A 24,724-nucleotide genomic window follows, 5' to 3' on the forward strand; every position below is an offset into this window, starting at 1 on the left:
AGAAACTGCTCGAAAAGAAAAACAGCAAGTAAACCTGGTGCCAAATGACCGAGGGCGTCATAGGGAGTGAGAGGGTTAGGTGGAAATGATTTGAGAGAAAATGTTTTAGACACTATTCGAAAAACTTATTCCAGAAAAGAGGACACTATTATTTCAAGCGACTCTGGCGTTTTTATTCACTTTTTTGATAATCGCAATCACCTTATCCGCCTGTTCCGGCAACACCCCATCAATTCCCTCATAGTGGATATCGGTAAAGGGGGGCTCATAGAGGGCCTCCAGATCCATCACCCCATTACGCGCCAGGTGCTCGATGATCTGATCGATAAAGCGGATTTGATCCGCCCTGAGGGTACTGTGGGATAAGAACTCAGCAAAGGCTTCCTTGGCGGCGTTGCGGTCCAGGCCCACGATGCGGCGGATGAGCTCTCCCAGGGGCGCCTCGCCATAGGTCTTCATAAAGTCTTCCTTGCTGCCGGGACCGGCTTCAGAAAACAACACCGCTTCCAGACCTTCCAGATCCTTAGCGGTGATAGGCTGGTTGTGTCTGAGGCGTTGGAGGGTGACATGATCCTGATGGGTGCGCAGGAAAGTCTCCACCTTGAGGCGGTAATGCTTGAGACTGGGATCGGCTTGAATCAATCCTTCGATCTCAGTCACCTCCCCGAGTTCGTCCTCAAAGTCGGTGTAAACTTTCTCCCGGGGACCGGCTTTATCCACGAACTTGATGAGATCCCGCAGCTGGCGCCGCACGGTCTCTAACATCGCCAGAGTCATATCCTGCCAATACTCATCACTTTGCAGATCGAGAATGAGGGGCATGTGGGCGTTCACCGCCGGAATAGCTCGCTTTTCTTCTAACCCCTGGGCGAGATCTTTCACCTGCGCCTGATAGCGCTCCAGACTGGGTGTTTTTTCCAGGAGAGCCAGTTGCAGATTAAGAATCAGCAAATCGAAGCGGCGGGCAAATTCATCGTCCTCATCGGGGGACGGCAAGCCACTTAAGTGCTCAGCAATCTCCAGCTCATCGCTGGGAGTGAGATGCTGCCAACGGGTCCGATCGGAGAAGGCCTCCACATATTGCCGATGGGGCCGGACCAGGAAATTGTCCAGGTTCATCCGGGTGACCCCCTCATGGAGCTGATCCAGTAATGCGCTTTGGAGGGATGGACGGGAGTCATTTGGATCGTCCATTGCCTGCAAGGCGGTGGCCAGCGCTAAACGGCTTTTAAAGACCTTCTGCTTGACCGATTCCTGAAGGGGCGCTTCCCGGACTTCTTCCGGATGGGCGCTGAAAAACTCCAGGTTTTCACAGTAATCAAAAATGCAAAAAAACGGCTTATCCCGGCCGGGGCCAAAGAGATCGGGGCACAAGCGAGTGCCGCGGCCCAGCATCTGCCAGAATTTGGTTTTGGAGCGCACCCGCTTGAAGAACACCAGGTTTACCACTTCGGGCACATCGATGCCCGTATCGAGCATATCCACCGAGACGGCAATGAAGGGGGCTTTGTGGGGAAGAGTGAAATCGTCAATCAAACTCTGGGCGTAGCTCACCCGATTATCGATGACCCGGCAGAACTTCCCGGCCAGGTGGGGATAATGTTGATCAAAACGTTGAACAATAAACTCGGCATGGTCGTGGTTCTTGGCAAAGATAATGGTCTTGCCCAGCTGATCGCCGCCTTGAATCTTCAGCCCCTGGGCCATCAACTGGGCCAGGACCTTATCCACCGTATCTTGATTGAACAGCCAGGCATTGAGGGCGGCGGCATCGATCTCCGGGGGCAACTGGCCGGTCTCCTCATCCAAGAAGGTGGCTTCGTAGGCATCCTTTTCTTCTTCGCTCAGGTGCTCATAGCGAATCCCCTGGCGCTGAAATTTGAGGGGCACCGACACCGGCCGGGGCGGCACCAGATATTCATCAGCCACCGCCTGGTTCAGTTCATAGGCATAGGTGGGAACGTGGTCTTCCAAATCGAACAGGTGATAGGTATTGCGGTCCACTTCCGCCTTGGGGGTAGCGGTAAGCCCTAGCAGGAAGCTATCAAAATAGTCAAAGATGGCCTTAAATTTCTGATAGACCGAGCGGTGGGCTTCATCGATGATAATCAGATCGAAGGCGTTGACCCCAAAGCGCTTGCGGCCCTCTTGTTGGGTCTCGTCAATGAGGTTCATCATCGTGTGATAAGTAGAGAACACGATCCGGCTCCCCGCCTCTTCCTTCTCGGTCACCAGATTAACCAGGGAGGCGTGAGGCAAATGGGCAGCAAAGGCCCCCTTGGCCTGCCGCACTAAGGCCGTCCGATCGGCCAAAAACAAGACCCGCTGGACCCAACGGGCCCGCATGAGGAACTCCACCGCGGCGATGCTTACTCGGGTCTTGCCGGTGCCGGTGGCCATGACCAACAAACTGCCCCGGGCCCGCGCTTCCTGGAACCGTTCCATGACCCGGCGGAGACCTTCTTCCTGATAGTAGCGCCCGGCAATCTCCCGGTTAAGGGGGATTTGGGTCAGATCCTTGCGGCTAGTGCGACGATGAACCATAAGCTGCAGCTCATCCTTGGTGGCAAAGCCTTGCACTTCCCGGGGAGGGTAAAAGGTATCGTCCCAGAGCCAAGTTTGATAGCCGTTGCTGGTGTAGATAAGAGGACGCTGGCCGGTCATTTGTTCTAGACAATCCGCATAGAGCTCGGCCTGGCGCTGACCCATCATGGGGCTTTTCTGGGTACGCTTGGCTTCCACGATCGCCAAAGGCAAGCCATTGTCGCCCCAGAGGACATAATCCACGTAGCCCCTCCCCTGCCCATGGGGCATACCTTCCACGGCGTACTCCCGGACCTGTTCTCCGGCCGGGTCCCAGCCCGCTTCCCGCAGCAGCACATCAATAAACAGATCCCGGGTTTCGGCTTCCGATTCTTCAAAGGTGACCGTACCTAAAGCGGCTTGGTTTTCCGCCTTGACCTCGGCGATGTGGGCCTTTAAGCGTTCAATTTCTTCTTGGGAAGCCGTTAGCCGCTGCTGAGTGGCTTTAAAGGCTTCATCTTTCTCTTGCAGCGTCTCCTGCAAGCGGGAGAGCTCTACGGCGTTTTTATCGGCCTCCTGAGCCTCCTGAAGGGGCTCCCGCAGCCGCTGGTCGTTGAAGGGGGGTACGGATAGGGGGGCTCCCTGGGTGGGGGTGTAGACCCGCACCAGCCAGCTCAGCAGATTGTAGGTGGCCCGGGTGAGCTGAAGCCCCTCCACAGGGCGCAGCCGAACATCGCTGTGAACGGCCTGATTGCCCACCTTGTGGATGAGGCGGATTTGGGGGAAGAGGCTAGGGGCCACCAGGGTTTGAAAGGTGGGCTCGTGGATGAGCGCCGCGAGATTGTCTTGATAGGGCTTTCGTAGGCTAGGGTCATGGGCATAGAGCCAGCGGACGGTTTTCTCTAAGGTCCGACGGGCATAGAAGGCACAGGTGCGAGGGGCCGTGAGGGCATGCTGTTCAGTATGGAGGGCATCTTCGCGAAAGGGGGCCCAGTCACCGGTGAGAAAGTCGAAATTGGAGGCCATCCGGGGGGACCTGGCCTAGCCGGCGGCGGCTTCTTTGAGAAGTTTCTCGGCGGCTTGGGGGGTGAGTTCGCCGCGGAAGGCGCGGTGGGTGAGGGAGGAAAACAAAATATTAGCATTCTCTGCACTGTGATTAATTTTGATGAGGTTTCTCTCAACTTTTCTCACTACATTCAGGTAATGAAGTTGCATCTCAACCGGCGGTAACAAGAAAACAATTTCCTTTAAAATGGATGTGCTTAAACCATCCATGATTGCACCATGAGCCAACCTTCTTAGCTGGTGCTGAAAGGTTCCGCTCCTGCAAATCGTCGCTGCCAAAAACTCAGGAAGACACTTATCAGGATTTGTACGAATACGGAACAAATGGTAAGAAATTCTTGCTTTCCCAATGCCTTTAGGAACTACACAAGCCCGTCCTATACTACCCATACGAGTTATCAAAACATCACCAGGACAAGCATCAAAGCGTGATAATTCTTCAGCTTTTTTTTCAGTCAAAAATTTTTCTGTGTTTGATACAAAATGATCATTATGAACATTTTCTATTCCAAGTAACGGAATGCCTTCGGGAACTAATTCACGTACCTTAAGCTGTGTACCAAAAGGGCCACACCGGATATCTTCTTTAGGATTAGAAACAACTTCATCAATTGTTCCTGCACCCCACCCCTTCGGATTCGTCACCGGATCCCCAAACATCTCCAGAAACGCTGAGCGCAAAAAATCCTCTGTGAGTACTATCGCCCGCTGTCGCTTGCGGCGGATGGCATCGGCCTTGTCCAGAATGGCGGCAAGGCGGCGTTGTTCGGGGAGGGGTGGGAAGGGGATGGTGATTTCTGAAAAACGGCTTTTGTTGACAATAGCAACAGTCGTCGAAGGAGCCATATGCTCCAGTATGGGTTTTAAGGTTTTGCAAAAATGATAGCCATATCGTGGGAGAATCTTAGACTTATCAAAAATCAGAGAGTTAATTTGTTGATTGGTAGCTAACTGTATGCCAGCAATACCTACTTTACCCAGCGAGCCAATACAGCAGACCATCACGGCATCAGGGGGTAGCAGCCGTGCTTGACTGGCACCCGATCGGCTGAGATAGTTCTGGGCTTTAGTTACTGGATCATCATTATCAAGATCAACAGGCGTAACAAAGGGAACCTCGCTCCCATAGTATTCTGGCTTTGAAGTAGAGGGTGTGCTACCTGTAATCACTTCTCCTACTTCGCCTAGTTTTGCTAATTTCCACCCTTGAGGCAGGTTGAAGTTCATCCCACCATCTCCCGCAGTTCCTTCAAGTCCTGCTGAATTTCTGTCTCCAAAGCCTCCAGCTGGTCCAGGATCACTAAAGGTGGCTCGTACTCCACCGCCTCATACTGCACTTCCTTGTAGCGATTGATGGAGAGATCATATTTGTTCTCGGCAATCTCGGCCTTGGGGACAAAAAACGCTTTGGCCGTGCGGTCGGTATCCTTCTTCGGATTGCGCTTCTTCCATTTCGCCAAAATGTCGGGGATATCGTTCTCTTTGACCGGCTCACGCTTATCGTCCAGGCTGAAGCCATCAGCGGCCATGTCATAGAACCAGACCTGATCGGTGCCCCCGGAATCGGTGCGAGTGAAAATCAAGATAGCCGTGGACACCCCTGCATAGGGTTTGAATACCCCTGAAGGCATGGATATGACCCCATCCAGTTTGTGATCTTCAACCAGGTGCCTTCGAATTTCCCGGTGGGCCTTGCTGGAGCCAAATAGCACCCCATCGGGGACAATACAGGCGCAGCGGCCTCCAGCTTTAAGCTGGCAGAGGAACAACGCCAGAAACAGCAACTCGGTCTTTTTGGTGCTGGTCAGTCGCAGTAAGTCTTTAGCCACGGATTCATAGTCGAGGGAGCCCTTAAAGGGGGGATTGGCCAGAATCACTGTGTAGCGATCGCGAATACCGGTCCCTTCCTGGGAGAGGGAATCAAGGCCCCGAATATCCGGGTCTTCGACTCCATGGAGGGTCATGTTCATGGCCCCAATACGCAGCATGGAGCTATCAAAATCCGTACCGTGGAATAGGCCGTGATTGAAGTGCTGACGCAGGGCGGCGTCATGGAAAATGTCCGGGTGATGTTCACGTAAGTATTCCCCCGCGGCCACCAAAAAGCCGCAGGTGCCACAGGCCGGATCGGCGATAGTGTCCTGGGGCGTAGGCGCCACCAATTCCACCATCATCTTGATGATATGGCGAGGGGTGCGGAACTGGCCGTTTTGGCCCGCCGTGGCGATTTTGGAGAGCATGTACTCGTAGAGATCGCCCTTGGTGTCCCGGTCTTCCATAGGCAGGGCTTCCAGCATTGTCACCACCCGCTGCAACAGGTTGGGAGTGGGAATGACAAAGACCGCATCCTTCATGAACCGGCTGTAGGCGCTCTCCCGTCCCTCATGGAGCTTTTTGATGAAGGGAAACACCTCATCCCGGAATAACTCGTACATTTCTCCGGCTTCCCGATCCTTGAACCGAGACCAGCGCAAAGGCTGCTGTTTGGCGCTGAAGATGGGATCTTCAATGGGTTTACCCAGTCGATTGGCTTTACGCTCCCGCACGGTGTGGAGCTCATCCAGACGCTTGGTGAAAAGCAAATAAGTGATCTGCTCGATAACGGTCAGAGGATTGGAGATGCCGCCGGACCAAAAGGCGTCCCAAATGCGATCAACTTGTGATTTTAATGTCCCGGTGATCATAGCGGGTGGTTTCTTTTCCTGAGATGAAGGTCATGAGTTAAAAGAATACACCGTCTGTTCAAAGGCTTAAAGGACCATCCGGTGTCTGCATGGGTCCCAGGCGGATCATCATGGTGTTACCTACACTCAGTGGATCCCCCTCCCCTGCCCAGAGCCTCCCTCAACCCCAGAAACACAAATGCCCCTCTCCTTTTGAGTGTCGGCAGCAAGGGAGAAAGATTTATCTTAGGACTACCGCTGATCACGATTCCCGGCTCAGGGAAGTGCGTTCCTTCTCTTGAGCGGGGCGCACGGTCACCATAAGCCTGGCCTTGAACTTTGTTGAAAAGGTAACTTATAAGTTACTATACCAACATGATCGAGATCAGGGAATATATCGACGCCCAGGGCCGTAGCCCCTACGCCAAATGGTTCGACAAGCTCAATGCCCAGGCAGCGGCCAAGGTGGCAACAGCCTTGATCCGGATGGCGCAAGGCAATCTGTCCAATGTCAAGGGAGTCGGCGCCGGCGTCTTCGAGTACCGCATCGATTTCGGTCCCGGATACCGTGTCTATTTCGGCAAGGAGGGCGATCGGCTCATTATCCTGCTAGGCGGCGGCACCAAGCAACGCCAGCAGAAAGACATCGAGGCCGCACAGACCCTATGGGCAGCGTATCAACAACGCCAGCAGGAGGAAGATTGAGCGATGGTGCTGACCCGCGATTTCAAAGAAACGATTCAAGCCCGCGTGGCCCGCGATCCCGCCTTCCGCAAGGCCCTGCTTAAAGAGGGGGTAGAAGCCCTACTGTCCGGCGATATGACCACTGGCAAAGCTGTGCTGCGCGACTATATTAATGCCACGGTCGGTTTTGAGACCCTTTCGGCGGAAACCCGGATTCCGTCCAAGAGCCTCATGCGCATGTTTGGACCTAAAGGCAACCCCAATGCCCGTAACTTGTTCCAGGTACTCGGCTACCTCCAACAGCGCGAGGGGGTCCGCTTTGAGATCCGCGCCAGCCGCTAACTTTACATACTTTCACCGCCTTTGCCTTCCCTCCCTAGCGCTGGTTGAGGGCCTTGCAGACATCTTCGTGTCATCTCTCCGGTTTGAAACCGCCAAAGATAGCTGATTACTCCAGGCGAGGCGTGCCTGCCAGGACAGTTGATGCCTGTAACGCGGGGCCAGAACCCAAGTCTCACAAATACCCCTTTAACACCTCCGGGATCACCCCTGCCTCTTTTTCCTCAGTTATTCTGAGTTCCACCGGCGGATCGCCCGGCTTGAGCCAAAACTGCACATATACCTCGCCCTGGATAGCCACCCTATTCAAATAAGGCCCCAGCTCTTGCCCCCTAGCATAATGCAACCGCAGCACCTTGCCATTGAAAGCCACCGGATGATACAACTGAATATCCGCCACCGGCGCTAACCGGCTCCCTACCTGCATTTCCCCGGATAAATAATACGTGTGCTGCGGGTCCAAGCGTTTCAAAAGCCACCCCAAGGACCGACCCTGCATCTCCACCTTATGGGACACCACCCGCAAGGGTTCCCCCTCAATAAGCTTGGCCCTCGTGGGATAGAGGTTATGATGGACCTGGGACTTGCCCACCGCTCGGGGTTGGCCCTGATGGAGCACAATCAGTCCCTTTTGCCACACCCCCAGCACCGGGCATTGGCAGGTCATATGCTCCAAAGTCAGATTGTCGATGGCTTCTAACTCCAGGGTGAACCAGCGGGTCCCCGCCTCTTGGATAAAGGCCTCCCGGGCCAACTCAAAGTTGCCCAGCAAGTGCTGCAACCCGGTGCGAAACCCCAAGCCGCTGACCGGATACAGCCCCAGACAGGCGGCCAACAAAGCAGTCATCAGCACCATCTCCGCCTTGCTGCCCACGGCCATCCGGTAGTGACGGTTCCCCGGCATCACCACCCGCACCGGGGAAGGCCAAAATAAATCGGCGCCCCGCAGGTTCAGCATATCAATCCATAGGTGGGACCAATACCCCCCCAAGATGCACCCAAAATAGACCGGGTTGAGCCACAGGAGGGGGGAAATCAGCACCGCCAGGACCCAAAGGGCCAGGAAAGAATGGGTGATTGTCCGGTGGCCAAAATGCTTCTCCAGGCGGGTGGAGAGCCAAAACAGCACCCGTCCCAGCTTGGAGGTGGGCAAATCCACATCCGGCAAGAGGGAAGCTCCCGCCGCCAAGGCCCAGCCGAGGAAATCGGTGTCGTATTCAAACAGGGCCGCGCCGCCCAGATAGAGGGCGGAGGCAAAAGCGATGTGGGTGCCCGCGATCATGGACTTGTTGGGAAGGGCGTAGGACTTGGGGCAAAGCCGTCACTTCTCCCAGCAATTAGGCCACTTCCCGCACGTGGGCGATCTCCCGTGTTGCCGCAGGCCGAAGAGAGTCGGCGGGTAAGGTCAGCACGGCCAGGGTCTCTCCCGAGAGGGTGGCAAACTCGACCTCATAGCCGGCGCCGGCCTCATGGATGAGTACCACTGTCCCCAGATCGCCCGCTTTAAGTCCATGCTCGGGCACGTCCTGAGTGAGTACGACAAGTTCCAGTTCACGAATCATTATCTTTCCCTTATAGGATAGGCAGTGACAAAATGGGGTGCCCTCTTATCCTTGGCCAGGAACCAGACCGCACAAAGAGTCGGGTCGCGCCCATCGGGTGTGGGCAAGGGTCCCTCAATCACGTATTTCGTCCCAAAGGCGGTCTTCTCTACTTTGACTACTTTGCCACCTTGCGCATGGCGCTGCAATGCTTCCTGCAACACCTCCCAAGCGGATAAGGCAAAGCCAAAGCGGTTAAAGAACTGGGCCTTGGCTCGACCATAGGGATGCACGGGAGAAAGCAAATAATCGGTGATCTTGCGCGCATCGATGACGGCACTCTCGAGGTGGGGTAAACGCTTCATCTCAATTGGCCTTCCCGGCCCCCTTGAACAAGAAAAACCGCAGGCTTAGAAATAACGCGGCGGCCATCCCCGCTAGGATATAAAGCTCCGTGTCCCCCAGGCCAATGGCTAAATACCGCGTGCCGATAATCAAGGCCCCGGCCACCATCATCACCGGGGTAAAATCCAGATAACGAACCCCGGCTTGATGGCGCATCTCCCGGATTTGGCGCTTGTCCACCACCCGCTCCTTGGCGCTGTCATTGACCATGTCATCAATGGCCTGGGGGTTACCGCCGCTTTGTTTCACCACATGGGAGACATAAAGCTCCGGGGATTCGATGAGCACCCCTTGCTGGGTGATAGAGGCCCGCACCATGTCCGCCGAGGCCTCCGGGGTGAGGGGCGGGACCGGTATCTCCTTCATCTTCCACCACAGCTTTCTTAAACCCTGCTTTTTCTCGCTAGCGCAGGTGATGACTTGGGCTTGGTTAAAAATGGCCAGCCAAAAGGCCTGCTGGGTGGGGGTAAGGCGCGTCATATCGTCCACCGCCATCAGCACCCGCCCCTCATGAGCGGAAAGGGCCGGGATAATGGCGCCGGTCAAGTCCCGAATGCTCAGCCGGTTCACGGTCCGTTTGACTTTCGCCCATTCGATTTCTGCCGGCGGCAATTCATCATAGCGCTGGGCCAATTCCAAGGCGCTGGGCTTCACAATCCCGGCCATCAGGAGCTGCCGGGCCATTGCTACAAACTGCCCCTTGGCCTGGTGGTCATGGAGGTGCACCACCGTCAAGGCGCGGCGAGGCTGAGAGGGCTTCGTATCAGGGGAAGGGGCCGCCTCCGACGGGAAGGACCTCTCCCGCCCCTGGAGCTTCCCCAGGGCGGCTTCCAGCACCGCCGACTTGCCGATCCCCACCGGCCCGGTCAAAAGCACGTGCTTGCCCTTGCGCAGTTCCTGGACGATTTGATTCACTAACGCGTCCCGGCCCAGGAGGCCCGTCACCTGCTTCATCTCCCGGTAATCCTCCTTCTCCCTTCAAATAGGTGAGTAGCACCGGCCACTGGGGACCGGCGTAAGCCGCCACCTTATGGCGTTGAGAAGTGATGAGTAAAGCTAGTTTCTCCACGGTGGCCTGAGTCTCATTGAGCTTTTGGGCCAGGGTCCATAAGTCTTCCACCTCATCATAGCCCGTCTTTACCCGCTGCTGGGCCCACCCGGATTTATCCCGATAGAATTTGAGCCGGGTCTGGGCCGCGGCCAAATCCGCTTCCTGAGCCCTGAGCTGGGCCATCACCTGCAACACTTGACTGCGGACCTGCTCTCGGGCTCGGGTCTCCTCGAGAAGCCGCAGGGCATGATCCCGGCTCTCCTGGCGGGAGGTCAAGGGAATGTGGATCTGGACACCTGCCGTAGTGCCCGTGGTAAAGAAACTGTCCGAAGCCTGGAGACTGCTACCGTTGGTGGAAGCCCGGGCAAACAGAGAAGTCCGCTCTAGCAGCCGCTCGGCCAAGGTAGGCGGAGTATATTCCCGCGTGACCCCCTGATAAGCCTGAAGGGTGGGGTTAGAGGTCAGGATGAATTCCAGCACGGTTTGCTCCTCCCAGGCCCCGGCCCAGGCGGGGAGGAAAAGTAGTCCGCACCACCACATTGGCTTAGGCTTCTTCCAGCAAACCCTCATATTCATCTTTTGTCAGCCAATCCATGATGGGTTTTATCTCCAGCACGTCCCATTCAATGGCCACTGTGCAACCTCCGGGGACGACCCCCTCATCCACTCGAGTCACGGTTCCGGTGGTGCCCCTTGGTACCCAGGGAAATTTGACCTTGGCGCGTCGACGTTGACCGAGTACCCTCCGTGCGTCTTCCGCGGTGAAATAATGGTGTTTCATGAGCGGTTCTTTTGCTGTTAATTAATCCGCAGATCTGATAATAAGTTAATCTTAAACGGGTTATCTTCTTTTTCTAGTTTTTTTCGCACTTTGCAAGACTTTCATCCCTTTAGCCACCTCAACTTCATTAAGCAACGGCTGGTAAATATCTTTCGGTATACGCCTCACCAGGTAATTACGTCTAACTTTAAGACCTTCGCAAACTGCTGGAAGAGATGATCCGCCTCACCTGCGGGAAGACGATAAAGTAGCTCTTTCTTATATCTCTTTCCTTAATTTTCCCGCACATGCTTGATATTTTTTTATTCAGATATTTGGAAAAGGGAGAGTTAAAGAAAGAGATATATTATCTTGGTAAATATAAAGAGATGGCTAATCGTATTACCAATACTATTGTGCAAAATTACCTAATTAAATTTCATTAGGCTCGTTAACTGATTGTGGCAGCGCGTAGCGCCGCTCGCCAAGGATGGCGAGTGCTTCCTTGAATTTGGCATTTGGTTCAGGGATGAACCGTCTACAGATATGGGTGAGGCCTTGGAACGATACAGAGGTACAGGCGCGGCCATAGTGCTTCAAGGTTGCACCAACGCGAGTTTGCGTATTGGAGGCTTAATTGCGCGCCAGGGAGGGCGCGCTAAGGTGTGGCGAAACCAGGGAATGGTGAAGGGAAGGAAATTGGAGCGTAGCAGGGAAGCTAGCGGAATAAGTCAGGATGACACCTTTGATTTTGTACTGATAAATAGTGGTGATTAAGTTCCGTCACTTAACATTATTCAATAACGACACTTAACTATATTGCTTCTTTCACAATTTCCAGATACCGACAATTAATTGTAAATACTCCGACACTTAATTTTAAAGTTTTCAGAAAATGATAGATCTCTATAAGGGTTATCGACCTTCGAAAGGTAAAACTCTATCCGTTGATGCTGTATGAGAGATATTTCAGAGAAAAAACAGTGTTGAGAGGCAGCTTAGAGGCGAGATTTAGCCTCCCTAGTACTATGTATGGATGCTTTTAAAACAAGTCAGGAAGAAGAAAAAGGAAAAATTAAGGGGGTCGACTTTTGCCAATGATAATTTCCTTGATATGAGCGATAACGGAGCGAGGGTCTTGTGAGGGAGATGTTTTTTGCGGCTTGGTTTCCTCTGGAGTTTGGGTTTGGTTATGTTGTTCTTCTTTTGCTTCCGCCGCTTTGATTACTAATTCCAATCGACCTATGGGCTCTTCTTTTCGTTTCTGCCTGCGCTGGCGCTTGGAGGCTTTATCGCGTTCGTGCCGAAGCCAATTGCTTAAGCCAAAGGCTTTAAATAACGAGGCCGAAATAGTGCGGATTGCAGGGTAACCGCTGTACTCAGCAAATCCAGATTGCTTGGCGATTGGGTGTACAGTGATGATGCCGGCAGCAACTAGGTCGTGGATGGCGCGCTCGGCACGCCTTAGGCCGATGCCACACAGGGCCGCAATGCGCTCCATGCCGATTCCAGAAAATGAGCCATCCTCCCAAGGGATGCCAACACGAAGAGTCACTAGATCGAGATAGTGGGTCAGACAACTTAAGACCTGGAGACAGGCCTCTCTCCGCTCGCTACGCTGCTTCCGGTCACTTCCATTAGCGAGGTTAAGGGAGGGTAAAATGGCTTCTGGATCATGGTAATAAGCGCGGATCTTCTCACTAAGCTTGCACAGAATACGCGGGCGCTCTTTATGATTTTCTGGAGGCGAAAACCACCGTGGATTAGCGGGGTTGTGGCCGCAACCATTGCCGCTCGGAGTAAAAGTATCGAAATTATTGTTGTTTTCCGCTATTCTATTCATCTAGAACGTTTCGAGAGGCTCCACTTGCCTCTACTTACGATGTAAAGCATCTTGAGCCCCTATCTGCCTTTATCTAGGGTGTCTCAGGGAACAGGCCTCCGAGACGTTTGCTACGTTAATTGGAGGCCAGGTGTGCCAGCACCTGGCCTTTTTATTTTTTAGTATTACCCCGGGCCAGGTGTGTGCCAGCACAACTAACCCTAAAATTTACAATAAGATTACAATTAAATACTTCTTTAAACCTTAATTTGAGAAAACTGTCATATTTTCTGCTTTGATTTAGCGTCCTTGTTCTGAGTCCCCTTATTAAAAATAGCTGCACCGATTACAGCTGGCCTAGGCGCCAATTAATTGTTTTTTTCATGGTAAGAGCCTTTCAGCCGTGCTTATTTAAGCTAGGATTTCTTCACTACCGTTCATTTTGTGCTCATTTCCGTATCCACTCGATAGATCGAGGACACACTGTGAAAAGCCAAGCTTTCTTGCAAACCTTGCTGCAGCATCAAGCGATTTGAAGACTCGGGCATGCCCCCTCTGGGCTCGCAGGATTTTCTCGGACATGCCATAGCGGACCACCATGGCAAAGCCACCCGGCACACCTGCAATCCGGATTTGTTCCACCGCACCTGCTTCTGCAAGTACACGCAGTGATGACGCATCAATCAGTTCAGCCATACCCATAATTTAAAGCACAAAAATAAATATATTGCAATATCAAAAACAAAAATTTGATTATTAAAAATTATGAAATGATTTCATATGGTATGATATGATATTACTATTTTGTCAGCTTTTAGTTAGTAAAGCTCTAGTGGGAGGAAAGCAGATATAAGGAAGGTATTAAGCGGACTTTCTTGGCTTCTTGTCCTTATCTTCCAGAAGATCCACCACGCTACAATCTAGCGCCCTGGCAATTCTTCTAAGCGTAGGCAAAGTGACGTTCTCGTTTTCCTCACGCTCAATCTTGCTCAAGCCACTTTGATCTATACGGGCCTCTTTGGCTAGCTGGACTTGAGTCAGTCCAGCGGCTATACGCAACATCTTGATATTTTCGCCTACGCCCATGATCCCACCCCATGGAATGGATATGTTCTACCTTATCTAAGGCGCAAGGATTATATTCCTACTTATATGTGGAATAAAGGGCAATTATAAGCCACCCTAATCGATCAGCTCAGCAGCATGCTCGCCACTCAGCGCACCATGCGCACTTTCTGCCACTCCCGGTCCGCAGTAAATACTGGAAGCCCAAGTTTTAGGCCGAGCACCCAGGTAGGTCCGGTCGCCTAGGGAAAGCCCCAGGGCCTTAGTCGAGGGACGCAGGCGGGCGACGAATAAGCTCGAACCTATTTACGGGCGTCTAGCTCCGGGATCGTGCTGTCGGCCGTCTGTACCTGGAAGCGATGGCGCTTGCCCAACCGGTTGGTGGTGACCCGGTACTTCCGAAACCGGTATTCCGCGTGGCCGTTTCGATCGGCGGCACTCAGCATATCCTGAACGATCACCCCTAGCATCGCTCCTTCGGCCGCTTCCGGCCAGGTGAATTGACGGCTTTTCATAATGCACTTCTGACGCTTTTTGTATAAATTTGTAATAATATGTAATATTATACAACATACAATTAAAGATAATTCCCCATGGCTACCACCAAAGAAGACATCTGGAAAGCCGCCGATGAGCTGGAAATCGCCGGCCAGGCCCCGACACTCGCAGCCGTCCGCAAGGCTCTGGGCGGGGGGTCATTCACCACTATCAGCGAAGCAATGAAGGAATGGCGGGCAAAGCGTGTGCGGGAAAGCCAACCCCCGCCGCTGGTGTTGCCGGAATCCATGGTGGAAGCCTCACGGCAATGGCTGGCTGAAGTCTGGAAGGAAGCAAAGCAGGCCGCCCACAACGAGGTAGAGAGCGAGCGAGCGGCCTTGGATGAGGTCCGTCGGGAGATGGAGACCTCCACCCGCGAGGCGACCGAGCTGGCCGATCAGATGCAGCAGGAGATCGAGGCTTTGACCGCCGATCATGACCGGCTGCAGGAAGAATTGGCCCAGGCCCGAGCCCGGATCGCCGAAATGGACAAGGAGGCCTCGGCGCAAGCCCAAAAGCTAGCTACCGCTAGGGAGCGGGTCACGGATCTGGAAAAGCATCTGGAGGGATCCGTAAGCCGCACAACGAAATTGGAGCGGGAAAACGCCGCCCAACGTCAGCGCCTGGAAGATGCCGCCGGTCAGAACGATGAGCTAAAACGGCAGCTTGAGGCAGCTCAGCAACGGGAACGATCGGCGCTGGAGCAGGCGGCGGAACTCAAGGGGAAATTGGCGTTGTTGGTGGAACAGAAGGCCGCTTCTAGCAGTAAGCGGACAAGACGGCAAAACAGGGAATAGGCGGGTTATCCAGGCACTACCGGCTTGTTTGTATCTCTTAAAAACAACCGTTTCCGAGAGGCCTAGGGAAGAAAAGATGGGTCAACAGGCCATTGCTTTACGGATGTCTTTGACCAATAAGTAGAGGTGATAAGGATCGGTTGGCGAGGGAAAGAAATTGAAATGCTCGTAAAACGCCCTGGCTTTGTCGTCTTTGGCATGAACCAGAAACGCCCGGATGCCCGCAATATCCGCCGCTTGGAGAGTCCGTTGCATCGCATCCCGCAATAACCCGGCACCGGCGCCTTTTCCCTGCCAACTCAGATCAACGGCCAGCCGAGCCAGCAACATGACGGGAACAGGATGACGAGAAAGGCCTTTAGCCAGGCGCTCCGGCGCATCCTCATAGGCAACGTTACCCACGACAAGGGTGTAGTAACCGATGATGTCTTTGCCGGATACGCCCACATAGGTCTGCGCCCCATCCGCGCGCTGGTTCACCAAAGCGTAGCGTTTCAAGTACCGGTTCAGGGGTTCCTGCCCGCAATCAAAAGCGTCAACCTCATGCGTACGTTGAAGTTTCTCGATGCGCGGGCGGTCTGCTCTTTCCCGGATCAATCGAAAATACCCGGTTCTCGCATTAACCGTTTAATCCGGGGCAAGGGCCGCGGCGGCGCATCCAGAGAGGCCTGAAACGCTTTCCACTGTTCAGCGTCAAGACCGAAATGCTGACGGTCCGCCAGGACCTCATCGGCAGCGCTCAGGGCGCTTTCCACAATGAATTCGCTCACGGTCTTATGCCGTAAAGAAGCCGCCGCCTGCAAGGCTTGCTTGGCTTTCGGGTTAATTCTGAGATCAATTCGGTCGGTGCGCTTGTTTGTAGTCATCGTCATACCTCCTATTTTTCAATATAGCATGGATGTACACACAATAACAGTACATCATGCAACCTCTTAAAAACGCTCGCCTGGCGAAATTTGAACGCTCAATTATCCGGGAGCGTACCCAGGCCGAACTGGAAGCGGCGAGAGCTAGAAACAAGAAAGGCGGTAGGCTGCCGGCACTGACAGAAAAGAACATTGCTTACCAATAGATTTCGTAACAATATCAAAAAATTCACATAGAAAAAGAGTGAGACTTCGGGGCTTTGGGACCGCATTGAGCCGCACTTAAGCGCATAGGACTACTTCATTAGGCCCCTTCGCCGGTAGACTTCCTTCATTGGAGGGGTCATCCTTATTTGATTTATCAGACAGTGTAGGAACAAATTTCATCTTCAGGGCTGTTTTCATGATATGCGCTTCTGTAGCCGTAGCCCTATCAGGCCCTGCTACGCGTCCTCAAGGACTTTGAAGCTCGACAGGGCTCCAGGCCCAGCACTTATCTACCATGCCCCGAATGCAATTTCATCTGATAATGTCCGATAGATTAAGTGCCAACTTTTACAATCCGCGGCTTTCCGTTCCTACCTTACAGTAGGTTTAGCTTTAGTTTAGGGTTTAGATAAACGTTCCTTTTTAGGTAGTGTTCAAAAAGTAATGCTTTGACTTTGTGAAAACAGAGCGACTCCGTTGTAATAGGAAGCGACCAAACTTTCTTCACAAGGAGTCGCTCCGATGAACAACTTGCGTTGCCCACGTTGCGGATTATCGCACATTAAGAAAAACGGTCACGCCCACTACGGTAAACAAAATCATGCTTGTCTGGCCTGCGGGCGGCAGTTTGTGGCTGATGCCCATCGTATTGACGAGACCACGCGTGCATTGGTCAAAAAATTGCTGCTAGAGCGGCTGTCGTTGCGAGGCATTTGTCGGGTACTGGAGGTTAGCTTGACGGGATTGTTACAGTTTATCGATGAGATATACGAGCACTTGCCTGATGATCTGGGCGTTCAACCGGTCTCACCCGATCGTGCCATTGACCTCCTTATCTGGAAGTCCAAGCCGATGAATTGTGGAGCTTTGTCGGCTGTAAAGCGAACAAGCAATGGCTCTGGCTAGCGCTCGATCCACGCTCGCACCAAGTGTTGGCCTTCTATGTCGGTGACCGCTCACGAGACAGTGCCCGTCAGCTGTGGCAGCGCCTTCCGGCAAGCTATCGCAAACAGGCCACTTTTTCCACTGACGACTGGGAGGCCTATCGGGGCATTATTCCCCCAGCGCAGCATCAAATTTGTCCCAAGGGCTCGGGGCAAACTAATGCTATCGAACGGTTTAACTGCACCTTGCGCCAGCGCGTCTCGCGCTTGGTTCGTAAAACCCTTTCATTTTCGAGAAAACTGCTCAACCATATCGGGGCAATCAAATATTTCATTTGCCATTACAACCAAGAAGTCATACGACAATCTTGAACAGCATTACTTTTTGAGCACTACCCCTTTTTACTTTCCCTTTTGCTAAAGGTTTATGAATTAACTAGGTCAAGAAGGTCTTCTTGTCAATTTTTGGACTGAACTCACTTCGGCTAATGTTAGATGGCGTGCGCTACTTGGATTTTCCCCTACAACACCATATACACCACGAACTAAAAGACTTTACCCTTAAACTAAAATTTAAATGCGAATTTTGCATTCTCTTTAAGGAGACAGTCATGAACACGCTTCCCGAAGACTTTCCCGGAAAACAATGGGTCTGTACAGCCTGCGGTTACAACATGATCGGTGAGATGCCAGATGTCTGCCCGTTCTGCGGTGCCTACCACGATAAGTTTGTAACCTGGGAGGAAGGCGAAACAGCCTATCGCGTCACCCCGAAAACGGTAGCCGACCAGGTAACGCAGCTTCTGTCAGTGCCGCGTCTCGGCCTTGAGCACGCCGCTTACCGCGTCGATACGACCGCCGGTGCCGTGTGGATTGATTCCCCGTCGGCCTTCAACCGCGATCTCGAGTCCGTCACTGACATTTATTTCACCCACAAAGATTTTCTCGGCGCATCGAATCAGTACCGAGCCCTATGGAACGCCCGCGTGCATCTGCACCAGGCTGACGCCATCCATCCCCTTGCCGCTGCCTTTCCAGTCGACGACCGTTTCAGCGGCGATTTCCAGGAGAACGGCATTGAGGCCTTTCATATCGGCGGCCACTCACCGGGCTGGACTGCCTATTTTTTCGGCAATGTGCTATTCGCCTGTGATTATGCATTTCCACCAGGTCCGAGGATGCGCCTCAATCCTTTCGGCCCCAGGAATGCGACACGCAAATGCGGCGCTCGGCTGCTGGAGCTGGTCGCCAATCGCAAACCGTCGGTTGTTTGCGGCTACAATTACGTGGCCGATGGCGCCGAGTGGCATCGCGATTTCGAGAACGCACTGAAACGATAGAAATTACACAATATTGAAACCATCTCTATGAATAACACACATGAAAAATTATACCCACATCTTTCCCTCTTACCCTCTCAACTTACGCGATCACTAGCCGCCTGCCCTGCTCCAGGTGCGCGCCAGGCACTTGTTCTCCGGCTTTCAGGGCCTTACTAATCTCAGATTTCAGTACCACAGTCTCAACACGATCTTCCTTGTACTCTACAGGCACCAGCTTCTCGTCATCGATCACCACCTTGGGCGGGCTGGGCTGAATCTTTAGCAATAATTCAGGATCCCCAATCCTGGTTATGCCCGTGCGTTCCATTTGGGTTTCAAGATATCCCCGTAGTCTCTCGGCATGACGCACCATGGATCGCTCTCGTTGCTCCATCGCCTTGCGAGCTTCCTTAATGGCAGATGCCTCCGCCTCTATGCTGCGGATATAAGCAGCTACATGGCGGGCTTTTATCTCGAACGCGCCTTGCAAACCTTCCAGGGTGTCGGCGATCACTTCCCCAGGCAGGTCATCTATCTCGGCTAAGCCCTCTAGGGCCTCCAGATAATCGTTGGCGATCTTATAGAGTCTCAGCGTACTCATCGTTCGTTTCCCCTTAAGAATGGGCGGGCCCGGTTGTCCGGGCTGCCCGTTGTCCTTTAAGCCGTTGTTGACTCCATCTGTATGGCCTCGCGCTCGGCGCTGGCTTCTTCCTTGGCCATTTGCTCCGCCCATTCATTGAGCTTGTCATCTATGATGTTGTAAATGTCTTGGGTCATATCAGCAAAGTGCTCGATGCGGCCTTTACTTGCACGCTTGAGCCAAGCCTTTACTCGATCACGTTCTAGCCCTAACTCAGTAATGCGGGCTTCTAGGCGCCGATGTTGAGCTGGCGTAATCCGCTGCCTTTGCGCCTTTTTTTTCTCCTTTTCACTTTGCAGACCCTGATCCTGACTACGGTTTTTTTCTGAGTTTTTATGCGAGTCCCCTACGGTTCCGCCATGCGTTCCGTCCTCCAGATCCTGGGTGAATACCTCGCTGAGCCCGGCCATCCGCAATACGGCATCTATCATTGCACTCTTTTCGGCCATCTTTAGCGTCTTATTCAAATCGTCACCATCCTTGGATGCATTGCGAGCACCAACTCCATCGGCCATCACAAGGCCGCTTGTATTCTTGAGTTCGCAGCGCAAGATCACCTGCTTGATGCCCGCGCCAGAAATTGCCGCCTGTTCATAGTCCGATAGCGTGGGGAAGTGGACTGTGACACCGAGCATACCGCAAATCTTCTCGGCTCCCGGCTTGAACAGGCTGGGCTTGCTCCAGTGTTTTGGATTCGGGCACTCCTCTGCCTTACCCTGGGCCGCATATTGACATTTATTCTTGCCCACACTGTGGATGCGGCCGTAATCGACCCCTTCCACCAGTGCCGCGCGTATCCATTCCATTAATGCCTCTCTGTTAGTCTTTCTTCTGTCGAGGCCTGCACGGAATATCTCAGCGGGCAGGTCTAGAGGAGAGGCTGCTACTACTGGCTGCATCGGTACAAGTGGCCGGACCTCCTGTATTGTCTCTACCACTGCTTCTGTCGGTGTTTCTTGCTGTTCGGCTTCTGCTTTTTGTGACATGATGTGCGCTCCTAGTTATTGACCCAAATTAGCTAGGAAAAGGGCACAGGTGGACTGCCTTCCATCTGTGCCCCCAATTCCTCTTATGCCTTCTTAAGTTCAGCCATTTGTTCAGTGAGGAACCAAAGAGCCTTATTGAGCTTGACGTTACCGCCTACCGACTTTACTGCTCGGGTAGTAATCCGACGCCCAATAGCAGACCTGCCTTGGACTCCGCCTTTCAACATGTTTTCCTGTGCCCGCTGGTAAGTAGCCCACATATCGTTGCTCTGGTCTTCATACCGCCTGGGCTTAAGCAGCGACCGGGAAATGATCGGCGCCTTGCCTTCCTCCCATCGGAATCGCAAGGCAGACTCGGCAAAGATTTCTTGCTCCCGCGGGGAAAGCTCAATGCTCTTGAAGTTTTCTACCTTCTTTGCAATCTTTGGCAGTTCCTCCACAATTTCATACGTGCCTTCAATGACCTCCCTAACCACGTCGCCAGTATGCCGCCGCTTAACCTGTCCCATATCGAAATCCGCAACAATCATTCCGTTAGAACAAACCAAACGGAATAAACCGGCATGGAGCTGGTAGGCGCATGACCCATCATGGGAGTTCACGAGCACAATTTCCGGGAAACTATCGCCCACCATGGGAAGTTCGCCATCAAACCGGCGGAAACGGAGCAAATGCTTGGTAAACCCTTTTCGGTCGGAGCTCCGAACTCGGTTTTCCTCAGCGTGCACCGGCATCCACCCTTCCCGGTCGAGGGCCTCGATCATGGCCAGGGTAGAGATAAACTGATACTGGCCAGAGACCCGCTCGTGCGCTGCCGTAGCGAATACAGAAGAGGCTTTTTTCCTGAGCTGATTTTTACTCAAGGGTTGTGTCATAGTGCGCATGGTCAATTTCTCCAAAATTATGGGGGCTGGCGAAAATTCGAGGCCCTGGAAGTGGCGCCTCCCAGGGCCTTCGCGTTCTAAGAGATTGGCCGAATCTCAGTCGCCATGTCCCGCGCCCGGTCCCGGCGATCTAGCCATTCTTCCTCACTCAGATCAGCTTGGCGCACAGCCAGCCGCTCCCGAGCCTGGTCTAATGCCTCCTGCCCGGCGTAGGCTGCATAACCCAGCGCCGCAGTCACTAGATCCCGGCCCAAGTTGGAAAACCGATCCATGTTCTCGCGCTCTTCCATTGCCTGGGCGATACGCAAGGGCAATGATTCAGCAAGCTTGGTTTCCGATACATACTCAAAGCGCGCCCCTTTCCAACTCTCGGCGCGGATAAGCACCGCCGCCAAGTCAAGCCGTTGGCCGTTGGAAAGATCCTCCCATTCCTTACATCCTGCCCTTATAGCCGCCTCGGATAACTCCCGGACAAGCACTTTAGCCCTCTCCTCCTCTTCTTGCCGGCGTTGCTCAAGTTCTTGCTGATGCGCCCAGCCTTGGGCGTTGTATTCTTCTTGCTCGATTACTTGTTCAGTTGGCATACTGATAATCTCCTAGTTGCTCTTACCAATGCGCTGGGAAAAGGAAGGGCACAGGCTGCCACCTGTGCCCTCTCCCACTTACTGTACTGCCGTCAAGGCAGCTTCATTTGAAGGAACAGTAAATTTGTAGCGAAGATCCATAAGCTCCTCCCACTCATCACGGCTTAGGAGCATGTGGGTTTCCCTCTCGCCATTTGAAATGCACAAGGCAATCCGGTCATCCTGTTTGCACTCACCTACGCTCAAGGTTTCCCCATCGAGACCATCGAACTGAAAAATCTTACGCATTGTTTTTCCTCCTCTTTGTTACAGTATTTAGGAATATATTCCTATTTTTGGACAAAAAAATAGTTGGTTTCTCCCTTTAACGTGCCGAGCCTACCAAGAAAGAACACGATGAATTATTTATTCATGGTTTTAATTATAGGAATATATTCCTATAATGTCAATAAAAACTAATTTAATCATACACTTGATATATTTTATGCCCTTAGAAAACCTTGGCCCAAACGGCCTTTATTGCCTCTAGCTAACGCTGCTTCTGATTGCTGGATTCTTTGCAATGCTCCACACTCTCGGCCAGCTTTTGCGCCACCAGTGCGTTCAGACTGATCCCAGCTCTCGCGGCCTCCATCGCAAGCTTGCGATGCAAACGCTTATCAATCCTCACGTTAAATTGGCCGCTATACTCTTTGCGAGATGGCGCGACGGGGACCTCTTCCCCATGTTTGCGATAGCTCTCTTTAATTCCTTCCCAGGCTATGGCCAATTCGTTTAATGCTCGCTCGGGGGTATCGGCAAACGCTGAAACCTCAGGCATTTCGACAAAATGCGCAAGCCAATCGCCTTCTTCATCCCGGTAGAGGTTGACTGCAAAGCCATCAAATTTATCTTCCATTGCTTGCTTCCTCGTCTCTTATCTTAAGAAATTGCTTTACCTGGTAAGCCTTGGCCTTACCATTGGCGGCCGGCTGAATGGACAAGCGTCCCCTTCCAGGGGAGTACCAGATTTCATGACTTCCCGTTTAGTGATCGAATGTCCATTTGCACCGCGACAAGAGCGTTTTGAATTCATCAAAAGACAAACCGCCCGGATTATTGCCAGCCTTGGCGAGTAGTTTTTCTGTCTTACCCATAATTGTAACTATATGCAGTTACTACCATAAAAATAAAGACTCCTGCTCAGGCGCCCAACGCCAAGCGCCGGACCACACGCCGGAACCGCTGCACGGCGCCCACGAGCCAGAACCCAACGGCGGCAACGCGGAACCAGGAAACCCTACAGCAAACGCCAGCACTGGCAGGCCGCGAGAAGCGGCACACCGAGCCGCCAACAACGAACCGCGCGAGCTGGGCGAGGCGAAAAACACCACCAAGCCGACCGAGGCCACGGCAACCACCGCCCGAGTGCGAGCAGCCAAACGCACGGGCAAAGGCGCCGAAGGACCGCCACCCGACCACCACCTGACCGACCCACCGGCAAGAAGAAACTCAGCCACCTCCCGGACCGCAGAACCTGACCAGGCACCCGGCGCCGAGTAGCGGCCTGACGGAGCACGGAACGGCGGCGACACTGGCCCGAAGGCGGCTAGGCAGCGCACCCGGCCAAGGGAGCCAGATCCGAAAGACAATACCGCAGCATCAGCGCCCACGCAGCACCCGACCACCAGCGACTGGCCAGACCGCACCAACGCACCGGCCACCTGCGAGACCAAACCGGAACCGCCAGGCGGCAGCGAGCGGGAGCCCGCCACCGCCACTACACCGGCGGGAAACACTAGACAACCTCCAAAGACGAAGCCAGCCGAGCCAGCTCAGCGCGGAACCGGCGGGGCGACCACCCAGCGGGAAGCGCCACCTTGACCACGAAGGCTGGGACAGGCAAGCCGCAAGCCGAAAACACCGGCGAGCCAGACCCACCAGGCCGCACCCATACGCGGAACCCAAGCCCTACCGCCACAGAACGGGCGAACACACGGGCCACACGCGACGAACGAACAGGAACGAACACACAGGCTGGCGCCGGCGACCAGCCCGGACCGCCCGGCAAGGCGCGCCACGCCCACACCCAACCGGAGCGGCAAGCGCGAGCCACCACCCCAGCGCCACGAGAGGAAGGAACAGAAACGAAACCAACCACGAGCACACCCCCGAAAGCAAAAGACACCCTAAAACCCGCGGGCAGGACGCCCGCGGAACCAAGCCGAAGGCCAGGAGGGACCCCCAGCGCGCACCGCCCCGGCGGAGGGGGGACGGCGGCGATAAAAAACAGCCCCGGATGACGCGGCCCTGCAAGGGCGAGCGGAGGCAGGAGCCGGAGCCGTCAAGCGCGGGCAGGGATAGCCCGCGCACCCTTGCGGGGACGGGGCAGCCTGGGCACAAACATTCTGCCGCCGGCCACCCGACGCGGGCGGCAAACCAAAACGCCGCAGGATGCGGCGAGAGGGGGCAAGGAAGCCCACCGAATCTAAGGCACGGCACAGGAAAAAACGTCGGCGCGGGGTTCTGAGTTGGCGTTGGAGGCTGATGCGCGGGGCAGGAGCGCCGCGCCATTGGCCAAGGATGGCAACAAGCCGGGCAAGGATGCCGGGCGCAACCTGCTCGGCGAAGTGGAGCAGGCGCCAGGGAAGGCTATGAGCGAGCCGGGTGTGGCGGGCGAGCAAACAAGAAATCGTGCCCGGCGTACGGCGCTGGCTAAGAATCTCGGGCCCGGCCTTAATGGCATTAGAATTTAGGTGCACGTCGCCGGGCACACCTTTAAACAGCACCCTACTCACCGCGGGCACGGAGCTTGCCCATGCACCAGCCGAATTAATCAACTTCTCTGCATGACCGATATTATCTTAGAAGAAAGATGGACGTATGATTATGGAAAAATAAAAGTAACGGGTGTAAGGCTATCTAATTCATATCAGAACTTACCCCTTGAACTGAACAAAATTTATCCAATCTCCAGCAACCCTCTTCGCTTCTGGTCTGCCACCTTTTTTAAACAAGGTTATCCACAAAAATTGTGGATAACTCTGACTTTCATTTCTCGCACGAACTAGCCCAGCCACGATTCGCTAAACCCGGAAAAGGATCTCAACTACTGTGTTC

The 24,724-nt window shown here is 53.7% G+C and carries 29 protein-coding genes; 6 read left to right on the top strand and 23 right to left on the bottom strand.

Annotated features, from left to right (window positions below):
* Window positions 1–153: 153 nt before the first annotated feature.
* Genes NHAL_RS19225 through NHAL_RS19235 form a run of 3 tightly spaced genes read right to left on the bottom strand, consistent with a single transcriptional unit; the run spans window position 154 to window position 6,272 of the window.
* On the bottom strand, window positions 154–3,549 hold the full coding sequence (locus tag NHAL_RS19225; protein WP_013028074.1) for a DEAD/DEAH box helicase family protein: 3,396 nt from the start codon (window positions 3,547–3,549) through the stop codon (window positions 154–156).
* 15 nt (window positions 3,550–3,564) lie between these two features.
* Window positions 3,565–4,815: a restriction endonuclease subunit S gene (locus NHAL_RS19995; RefSeq protein ID WP_013028075.1), complete on the bottom strand. Its 1,251-nt coding sequence runs from the start codon at window positions 4,813–4,815 to the stop codon at window positions 3,565–3,567.
* Window positions 4,812–6,272: a type I restriction-modification system subunit M gene (locus NHAL_RS19235; protein WP_013028076.1), complete on the bottom strand. Its 1,461-nt coding sequence runs from the start codon at window positions 6,270–6,272 to the stop codon at window positions 4,812–4,814. Before NHAL_RS19235 ends, NHAL_RS19995 begins: the two co-directional genes overlap by 4 nt.
* A 354-nt stretch (window positions 6,273–6,626) precedes the next feature.
* Between NHAL_RS19235 and NHAL_RS19240 the strand changes: the two genes are divergently transcribed.
* Together NHAL_RS19240 and NHAL_RS19245 are read left to right on the top strand one after the other, a co-directional pair.
* Window positions 6,627–6,956, top strand: a complete 330-nt coding sequence (locus tag NHAL_RS19240; protein ID WP_013028077.1) for a type II toxin-antitoxin system RelE/ParE family toxin — start codon at window positions 6,627–6,629, stop codon at window positions 6,954–6,956.
* Window positions 6,957–6,959: 3 nt separating this feature from the next.
* Window positions 6,960–7,277 carry a helix-turn-helix domain-containing transcriptional regulator gene (locus tag NHAL_RS19245; protein ID WP_013028078.1) on the top strand — a complete coding sequence of 106 codons (318 nt, stop codon included), beginning with the start codon at window positions 6,960–6,962 and terminating at the stop codon, window positions 7,275–7,277.
* A 172-nt stretch (window positions 7,278–7,449) separates the two neighbouring features.
* On the opposite strand, the gene NHAL_RS19250 is transcribed toward NHAL_RS19245, so the two are convergent.
* The 9 genes from NHAL_RS19250 to NHAL_RS19300 all read right to left on the bottom strand — a co-directional run bounded on the left by NHAL_RS19250 (window position 7,450) and on the right by NHAL_RS19300 (window position 14,433).
* Window positions 7,450–8,556, bottom strand: a complete 1,107-nt coding sequence (locus tag NHAL_RS19250; protein WP_013028079.1) for a metal-dependent hydrolase — start codon at window positions 8,554–8,556, stop codon at window positions 7,450–7,452.
* A 55-nt stretch (window positions 8,557–8,611) separates the two neighbouring features.
* Window positions 8,612–8,836 carry a DUF4926 domain-containing protein gene (locus NHAL_RS19255; RefSeq protein WP_013028080.1) on the bottom strand — a complete coding sequence of 75 codons (225 nt, stop codon included), beginning with the start codon at window positions 8,834–8,836 and terminating at the stop codon, window positions 8,612–8,614.
* Window positions 8,836–9,180, bottom strand: coding sequence for a DUF6883 domain-containing protein (locus NHAL_RS19260; RefSeq protein WP_013028081.1), 345 nt, complete (start codon window positions 9,178–9,180; stop codon window positions 8,836–8,838). Before NHAL_RS19260 ends, NHAL_RS19255 begins: the two co-directional genes overlap by 1 nt.
* 1 nt (window position 9,181) lies before the next feature.
* Window positions 9,182–10,174, bottom strand: a complete 993-nt coding sequence (locus NHAL_RS19265; protein WP_083761455.1) for an ATP-binding protein — start codon at window positions 10,172–10,174, stop codon at window positions 9,182–9,184.
* A gap of 641 nt (window positions 10,175–10,815) precedes the next feature.
* Window positions 10,816–11,052 carry a hypothetical protein gene (locus tag NHAL_RS19275; protein ID WP_013028084.1) on the bottom strand — a complete coding sequence of 79 codons (237 nt, stop codon included), beginning with the start codon at window positions 11,050–11,052 and terminating at the stop codon, window positions 10,816–10,818.
* Between the two features lie 1,054 nt (window positions 11,053–12,106).
* Window positions 12,107–12,874, bottom strand: coding sequence for a hypothetical protein (locus NHAL_RS19285; protein ID WP_013028087.1), 768 nt, complete (start codon window positions 12,872–12,874; stop codon window positions 12,107–12,109).
* A gap of 390 nt (window positions 12,875–13,264) precedes the next feature.
* Window positions 13,265–13,549, bottom strand: coding sequence for a hypothetical protein (locus tag NHAL_RS19290; RefSeq protein ID WP_049780743.1), 285 nt, complete (start codon window positions 13,547–13,549; stop codon window positions 13,265–13,267).
* Between the two features lie 165 nt (window positions 13,550–13,714).
* Window positions 13,715–13,939 (bottom strand): helix-turn-helix domain-containing protein, encoded by a 225-nt coding sequence (locus tag NHAL_RS19295; RefSeq protein ID WP_013028089.1) that lies wholly within the window; start codon window positions 13,937–13,939, stop codon window positions 13,715–13,717.
* Window positions 13,940–14,220: 281 nt separating this feature from the next.
* Complete coding sequence (locus tag NHAL_RS19300) at window positions 14,221–14,433, bottom strand: hypothetical protein (protein ID WP_013028090.1); 213 nt, start codon at window positions 14,431–14,433, stop codon at window positions 14,221–14,223.
* A gap of 78 nt (window positions 14,434–14,511) precedes the next feature.
* On the opposite strand from NHAL_RS19300, the gene NHAL_RS20000 reads away from it, so the two are divergent.
* On the top strand, window positions 14,512–15,252 hold the full coding sequence (locus NHAL_RS20000) for a DNA-binding protein (protein WP_013028091.1): 741 nt from the start codon (window positions 14,512–14,514) through the stop codon (window positions 15,250–15,252).
* A gap of 81 nt (window positions 15,253–15,333) precedes the next feature.
* Here NHAL_RS20000 and NHAL_RS19310 read toward each other — a convergent pair whose 3' ends face one another.
* Together NHAL_RS19310 and NHAL_RS19315 are read right to left on the bottom strand one after the other, a co-directional pair.
* The gene (locus NHAL_RS19310; protein ID WP_013028092.1) at window positions 15,334–15,849 is read right to left on the bottom strand and encodes a GNAT family N-acetyltransferase; all 516 of its coding nucleotides are present in this window, start codon (window positions 15,847–15,849) and stop codon (window positions 15,334–15,336) included.
* Complete coding sequence (locus NHAL_RS19315; protein ID WP_013028093.1) at window positions 15,846–16,118, bottom strand: type II toxin-antitoxin system TacA family antitoxin; 273 nt, start codon at window positions 16,116–16,118, stop codon at window positions 15,846–15,848. The genes NHAL_RS19310 and NHAL_RS19315 overlap by 4 nt, the downstream gene beginning before the upstream one ends.
* A 56-nt stretch (window positions 16,119–16,174) precedes the next feature.
* On the opposite strand from NHAL_RS19315, the gene NHAL_RS21350 reads away from it, so the two are divergent.
* The 3 genes from NHAL_RS21350 to NHAL_RS19330 all read left to right on the top strand — a co-directional run bounded on the left by NHAL_RS21350 (window position 16,175) and on the right by NHAL_RS19330 (window position 18,549).
* Complete coding sequence (locus NHAL_RS21350) at window positions 16,175–16,324, top strand: hypothetical protein (RefSeq protein WP_013028094.1); 150 nt, start codon at window positions 16,175–16,177, stop codon at window positions 16,322–16,324.
* A gap of 532 nt (window positions 16,325–16,856) precedes the next feature.
* A protein-coding gene (locus NHAL_RS20775; RefSeq protein ID WP_420804801.1) for an IS1 family transposase occupies window positions 16,857–17,581 on the top strand; the annotation gives its coding sequence in 2 pieces (ribosomal slippage) (window positions 16,857–17,160 and window positions 17,160–17,581; 726 coding nt in all).
* A 239-nt stretch (window positions 17,582–17,820) separates the two neighbouring features.
* A complete protein-coding gene (locus tag NHAL_RS19330; protein ID WP_041356117.1) occupies window positions 17,821–18,549 on the top strand; it encodes an MBL fold metallo-hydrolase in 729 nt (242 codons plus the stop codon).
* Between the two features lie 82 nt (window positions 18,550–18,631).
* Here NHAL_RS19330 and NHAL_RS19335 read toward each other — a convergent pair whose 3' ends face one another.
* The 9 genes from NHAL_RS19335 to NHAL_RS22185 all read right to left on the bottom strand — a co-directional run bounded on the left by NHAL_RS19335 (window position 18,632) and on the right by NHAL_RS22185 (window position 24,393).
* Entirely contained in the window at window positions 18,632–19,132 is a 501-nt protein-coding gene (locus NHAL_RS19335; RefSeq protein WP_013028098.1) for a siphovirus Gp157 family protein, read from the bottom strand.
* Window positions 19,133–19,188: 56 nt separating this feature from the next.
* Window positions 19,189–20,157 (bottom strand): hypothetical protein, encoded by a 969-nt coding sequence (locus NHAL_RS19340; protein ID WP_013028099.1) that lies wholly within the window; start codon window positions 20,155–20,157, stop codon window positions 19,189–19,191.
* Between the two features lie 83 nt (window positions 20,158–20,240).
* Window positions 20,241–21,041: a DUF932 domain-containing protein gene (locus NHAL_RS19345; protein WP_013028100.1), complete on the bottom strand. Its 801-nt coding sequence runs from the start codon at window positions 21,039–21,041 to the stop codon at window positions 20,241–20,243.
* A gap of 77 nt (window positions 21,042–21,118) precedes the next feature.
* Window positions 21,119–21,625: a hypothetical protein gene (locus NHAL_RS19350; RefSeq protein WP_013028101.1), complete on the bottom strand. Its 507-nt coding sequence runs from the start codon at window positions 21,623–21,625 to the stop codon at window positions 21,119–21,121.
* Window positions 21,626–21,703: 78 nt separating this feature from the next.
* Window positions 21,704–21,913, bottom strand: a complete 210-nt coding sequence (locus NHAL_RS19355) for a hypothetical protein (protein ID WP_013028102.1) — start codon at window positions 21,911–21,913, stop codon at window positions 21,704–21,706.
* Window positions 21,914–22,154: 241 nt separating this feature from the next.
* Window positions 22,155–22,523 carry a type II toxin-antitoxin system HicB family antitoxin gene (locus NHAL_RS19360; RefSeq protein ID WP_013028103.1) on the bottom strand — a complete coding sequence of 123 codons (369 nt, stop codon included), beginning with the start codon at window positions 22,521–22,523 and terminating at the stop codon, window positions 22,155–22,157.
* A 259-nt stretch (window positions 22,524–22,782) separates the two neighbouring features.
* Window positions 22,783–23,403 (bottom strand): hypothetical protein, encoded by a 621-nt coding sequence (locus NHAL_RS22175; protein WP_013028104.1) that lies wholly within the window; start codon window positions 23,401–23,403, stop codon window positions 22,783–22,785.
* Window positions 23,403–23,792: a hypothetical protein gene (locus NHAL_RS22180; protein ID WP_238985543.1), complete on the bottom strand. Its 390-nt coding sequence runs from the start codon at window positions 23,790–23,792 to the stop codon at window positions 23,403–23,405. The genes NHAL_RS22175 and NHAL_RS22180 overlap by 1 nt, the downstream gene beginning before the upstream one ends.
* Window position 23,793: 1 nt before the next feature.
* Window positions 23,794–24,393: a hypothetical protein gene (locus tag NHAL_RS22185; protein ID WP_238985544.1), complete on the bottom strand. Its 600-nt coding sequence runs from the start codon at window positions 24,391–24,393 to the stop codon at window positions 23,794–23,796.
* Between the last annotated feature and the right edge of the window lie 331 nt (window positions 24,394–24,724).

Origin of the sequence: Nitrosococcus halophilus Nc 4 (assembly GCF_000024725.1) — a bacterium.
Lineage (GTDB): Bacteria > Pseudomonadota > Gammaproteobacteria > Nitrosococcales > Nitrosococcaceae > Nitrosococcus > Nitrosococcus halophilus.

Bases quoted from the DNA above. Each gene is read 5' to 3' on its own strand.
- NHAL_RS19335 (WP_013028098.1), bottom strand. From the start codon at position 19,132: ATGAGTACGCTGAGACTCTATAAGATCGCCAACGATTATCTGGAGGCC.
- NHAL_RS19300 (WP_013028090.1), bottom strand. From the start codon at position 14,433: ATGAAAAGCCGTCAATTCACCTGGCCGGAAGCGGCCGAAGGAGCGATG.
- NHAL_RS19360 (WP_013028103.1), bottom strand. From the start codon at position 22,523: ATGGAAGATAAATTTGATGGCTTTGCAGTCAACCTCTACCGGGATGAA.
- NHAL_RS19350 (WP_013028101.1), bottom strand. From the start codon at position 21,625: ATGCCAACTGAACAAGTAATCGAGCAAGAAGAATACAACGCCCAAGGC.
- NHAL_RS19260 (WP_013028081.1), bottom strand. From the start codon at position 9,180: ATGAAGCGTTTACCCCACCTCGAGAGTGCCGTCATCGATGCGCGCAAG.
- NHAL_RS19340 (WP_013028099.1), bottom strand. From the start codon at position 20,157: ATGTCACAAAAAGCAGAAGCCGAACAGCAAGAAACACCGACAGAAGCA.
- NHAL_RS19245 (WP_013028078.1), top strand. From the start codon at position 6,960: ATGGTGCTGACCCGCGATTTCAAAGAAACGATTCAAGCCCGCGTGGCC.
- NHAL_RS19275 (WP_013028084.1), bottom strand. From the start codon at position 11,052: ATGAAACACCATTATTTCACCGCGGAAGACGCACGGAGGGTACTCGGT.
- NHAL_RS19345 (WP_013028100.1), bottom strand. From the start codon at position 21,041: ATGCGCACTATGACACAACCCTTGAGTAAAAATCAGCTCAGGAAAAAA.
- NHAL_RS19330 (WP_041356117.1), top strand. From the start codon at position 17,821: ATGAACACGCTTCCCGAAGACTTTCCCGGAAAACAATGGGTCTGTACA.
- NHAL_RS19290 (WP_049780743.1), bottom strand. From the start codon at position 13,549: ATGGCTGAACTGATTGATGCGTCATCACTGCGTGTACTTGCAGAAGCA.
- NHAL_RS19225 (WP_013028074.1), bottom strand. From the start codon at position 3,549: ATGGCCTCCAATTTCGACTTTCTCACCGGTGACTGGGCCCCCTTTCGC.
- NHAL_RS21350 (WP_013028094.1), top strand. From the start codon at position 16,175: ATGCAACCTCTTAAAAACGCTCGCCTGGCGAAATTTGAACGCTCAATT.
- NHAL_RS19250 (WP_013028079.1), bottom strand. From the start codon at position 8,556: ATGATCGCGGGCACCCACATCGCTTTTGCCTCCGCCCTCTATCTGGGC.
- NHAL_RS19285 (WP_013028087.1), bottom strand. From the start codon at position 12,874: ATGAATAGAATAGCGGAAAACAACAATAATTTCGATACTTTTACTCCG.
- NHAL_RS20000 (WP_013028091.1), top strand. From the start codon at position 14,512: ATGGCTACCACCAAAGAAGACATCTGGAAAGCCGCCGATGAGCTGGAA.
- NHAL_RS19235 (WP_013028076.1), bottom strand. From the start codon at position 6,272: ATGATCACCGGGACATTAAAATCACAAGTTGATCGCATTTGGGACGCC.
- NHAL_RS19355 (WP_013028102.1), bottom strand. From the start codon at position 21,913: ATGCGTAAGATTTTTCAGTTCGATGGTCTCGATGGGGAAACCTTGAGC.
- NHAL_RS19265 (WP_083761455.1), bottom strand. From the start codon at position 10,174: ATGAAGCAGGTGACGGGCCTCCTGGGCCGGGACGCGTTAGTGAATCAA.
- NHAL_RS19995 (WP_013028075.1), bottom strand. From the start codon at position 4,815: ATGAACTTCAACCTGCCTCAAGGGTGGAAATTAGCAAAACTAGGCGAA.
- NHAL_RS19315 (WP_013028093.1), bottom strand. From the start codon at position 16,118: ATGACTACAAACAAGCGCACCGACCGAATTGATCTCAGAATTAACCCG.
- NHAL_RS19295 (WP_013028089.1), bottom strand. From the start codon at position 13,939: ATGGGCGTAGGCGAAAATATCAAGATGTTGCGTATAGCCGCTGGACTG.
- NHAL_RS19255 (WP_013028080.1), bottom strand. From the start codon at position 8,836: ATGATTCGTGAACTGGAACTTGTCGTACTCACTCAGGACGTGCCCGAG.
- NHAL_RS19240 (WP_013028077.1), top strand. From the start codon at position 6,627: ATGATCGAGATCAGGGAATATATCGACGCCCAGGGCCGTAGCCCCTAC.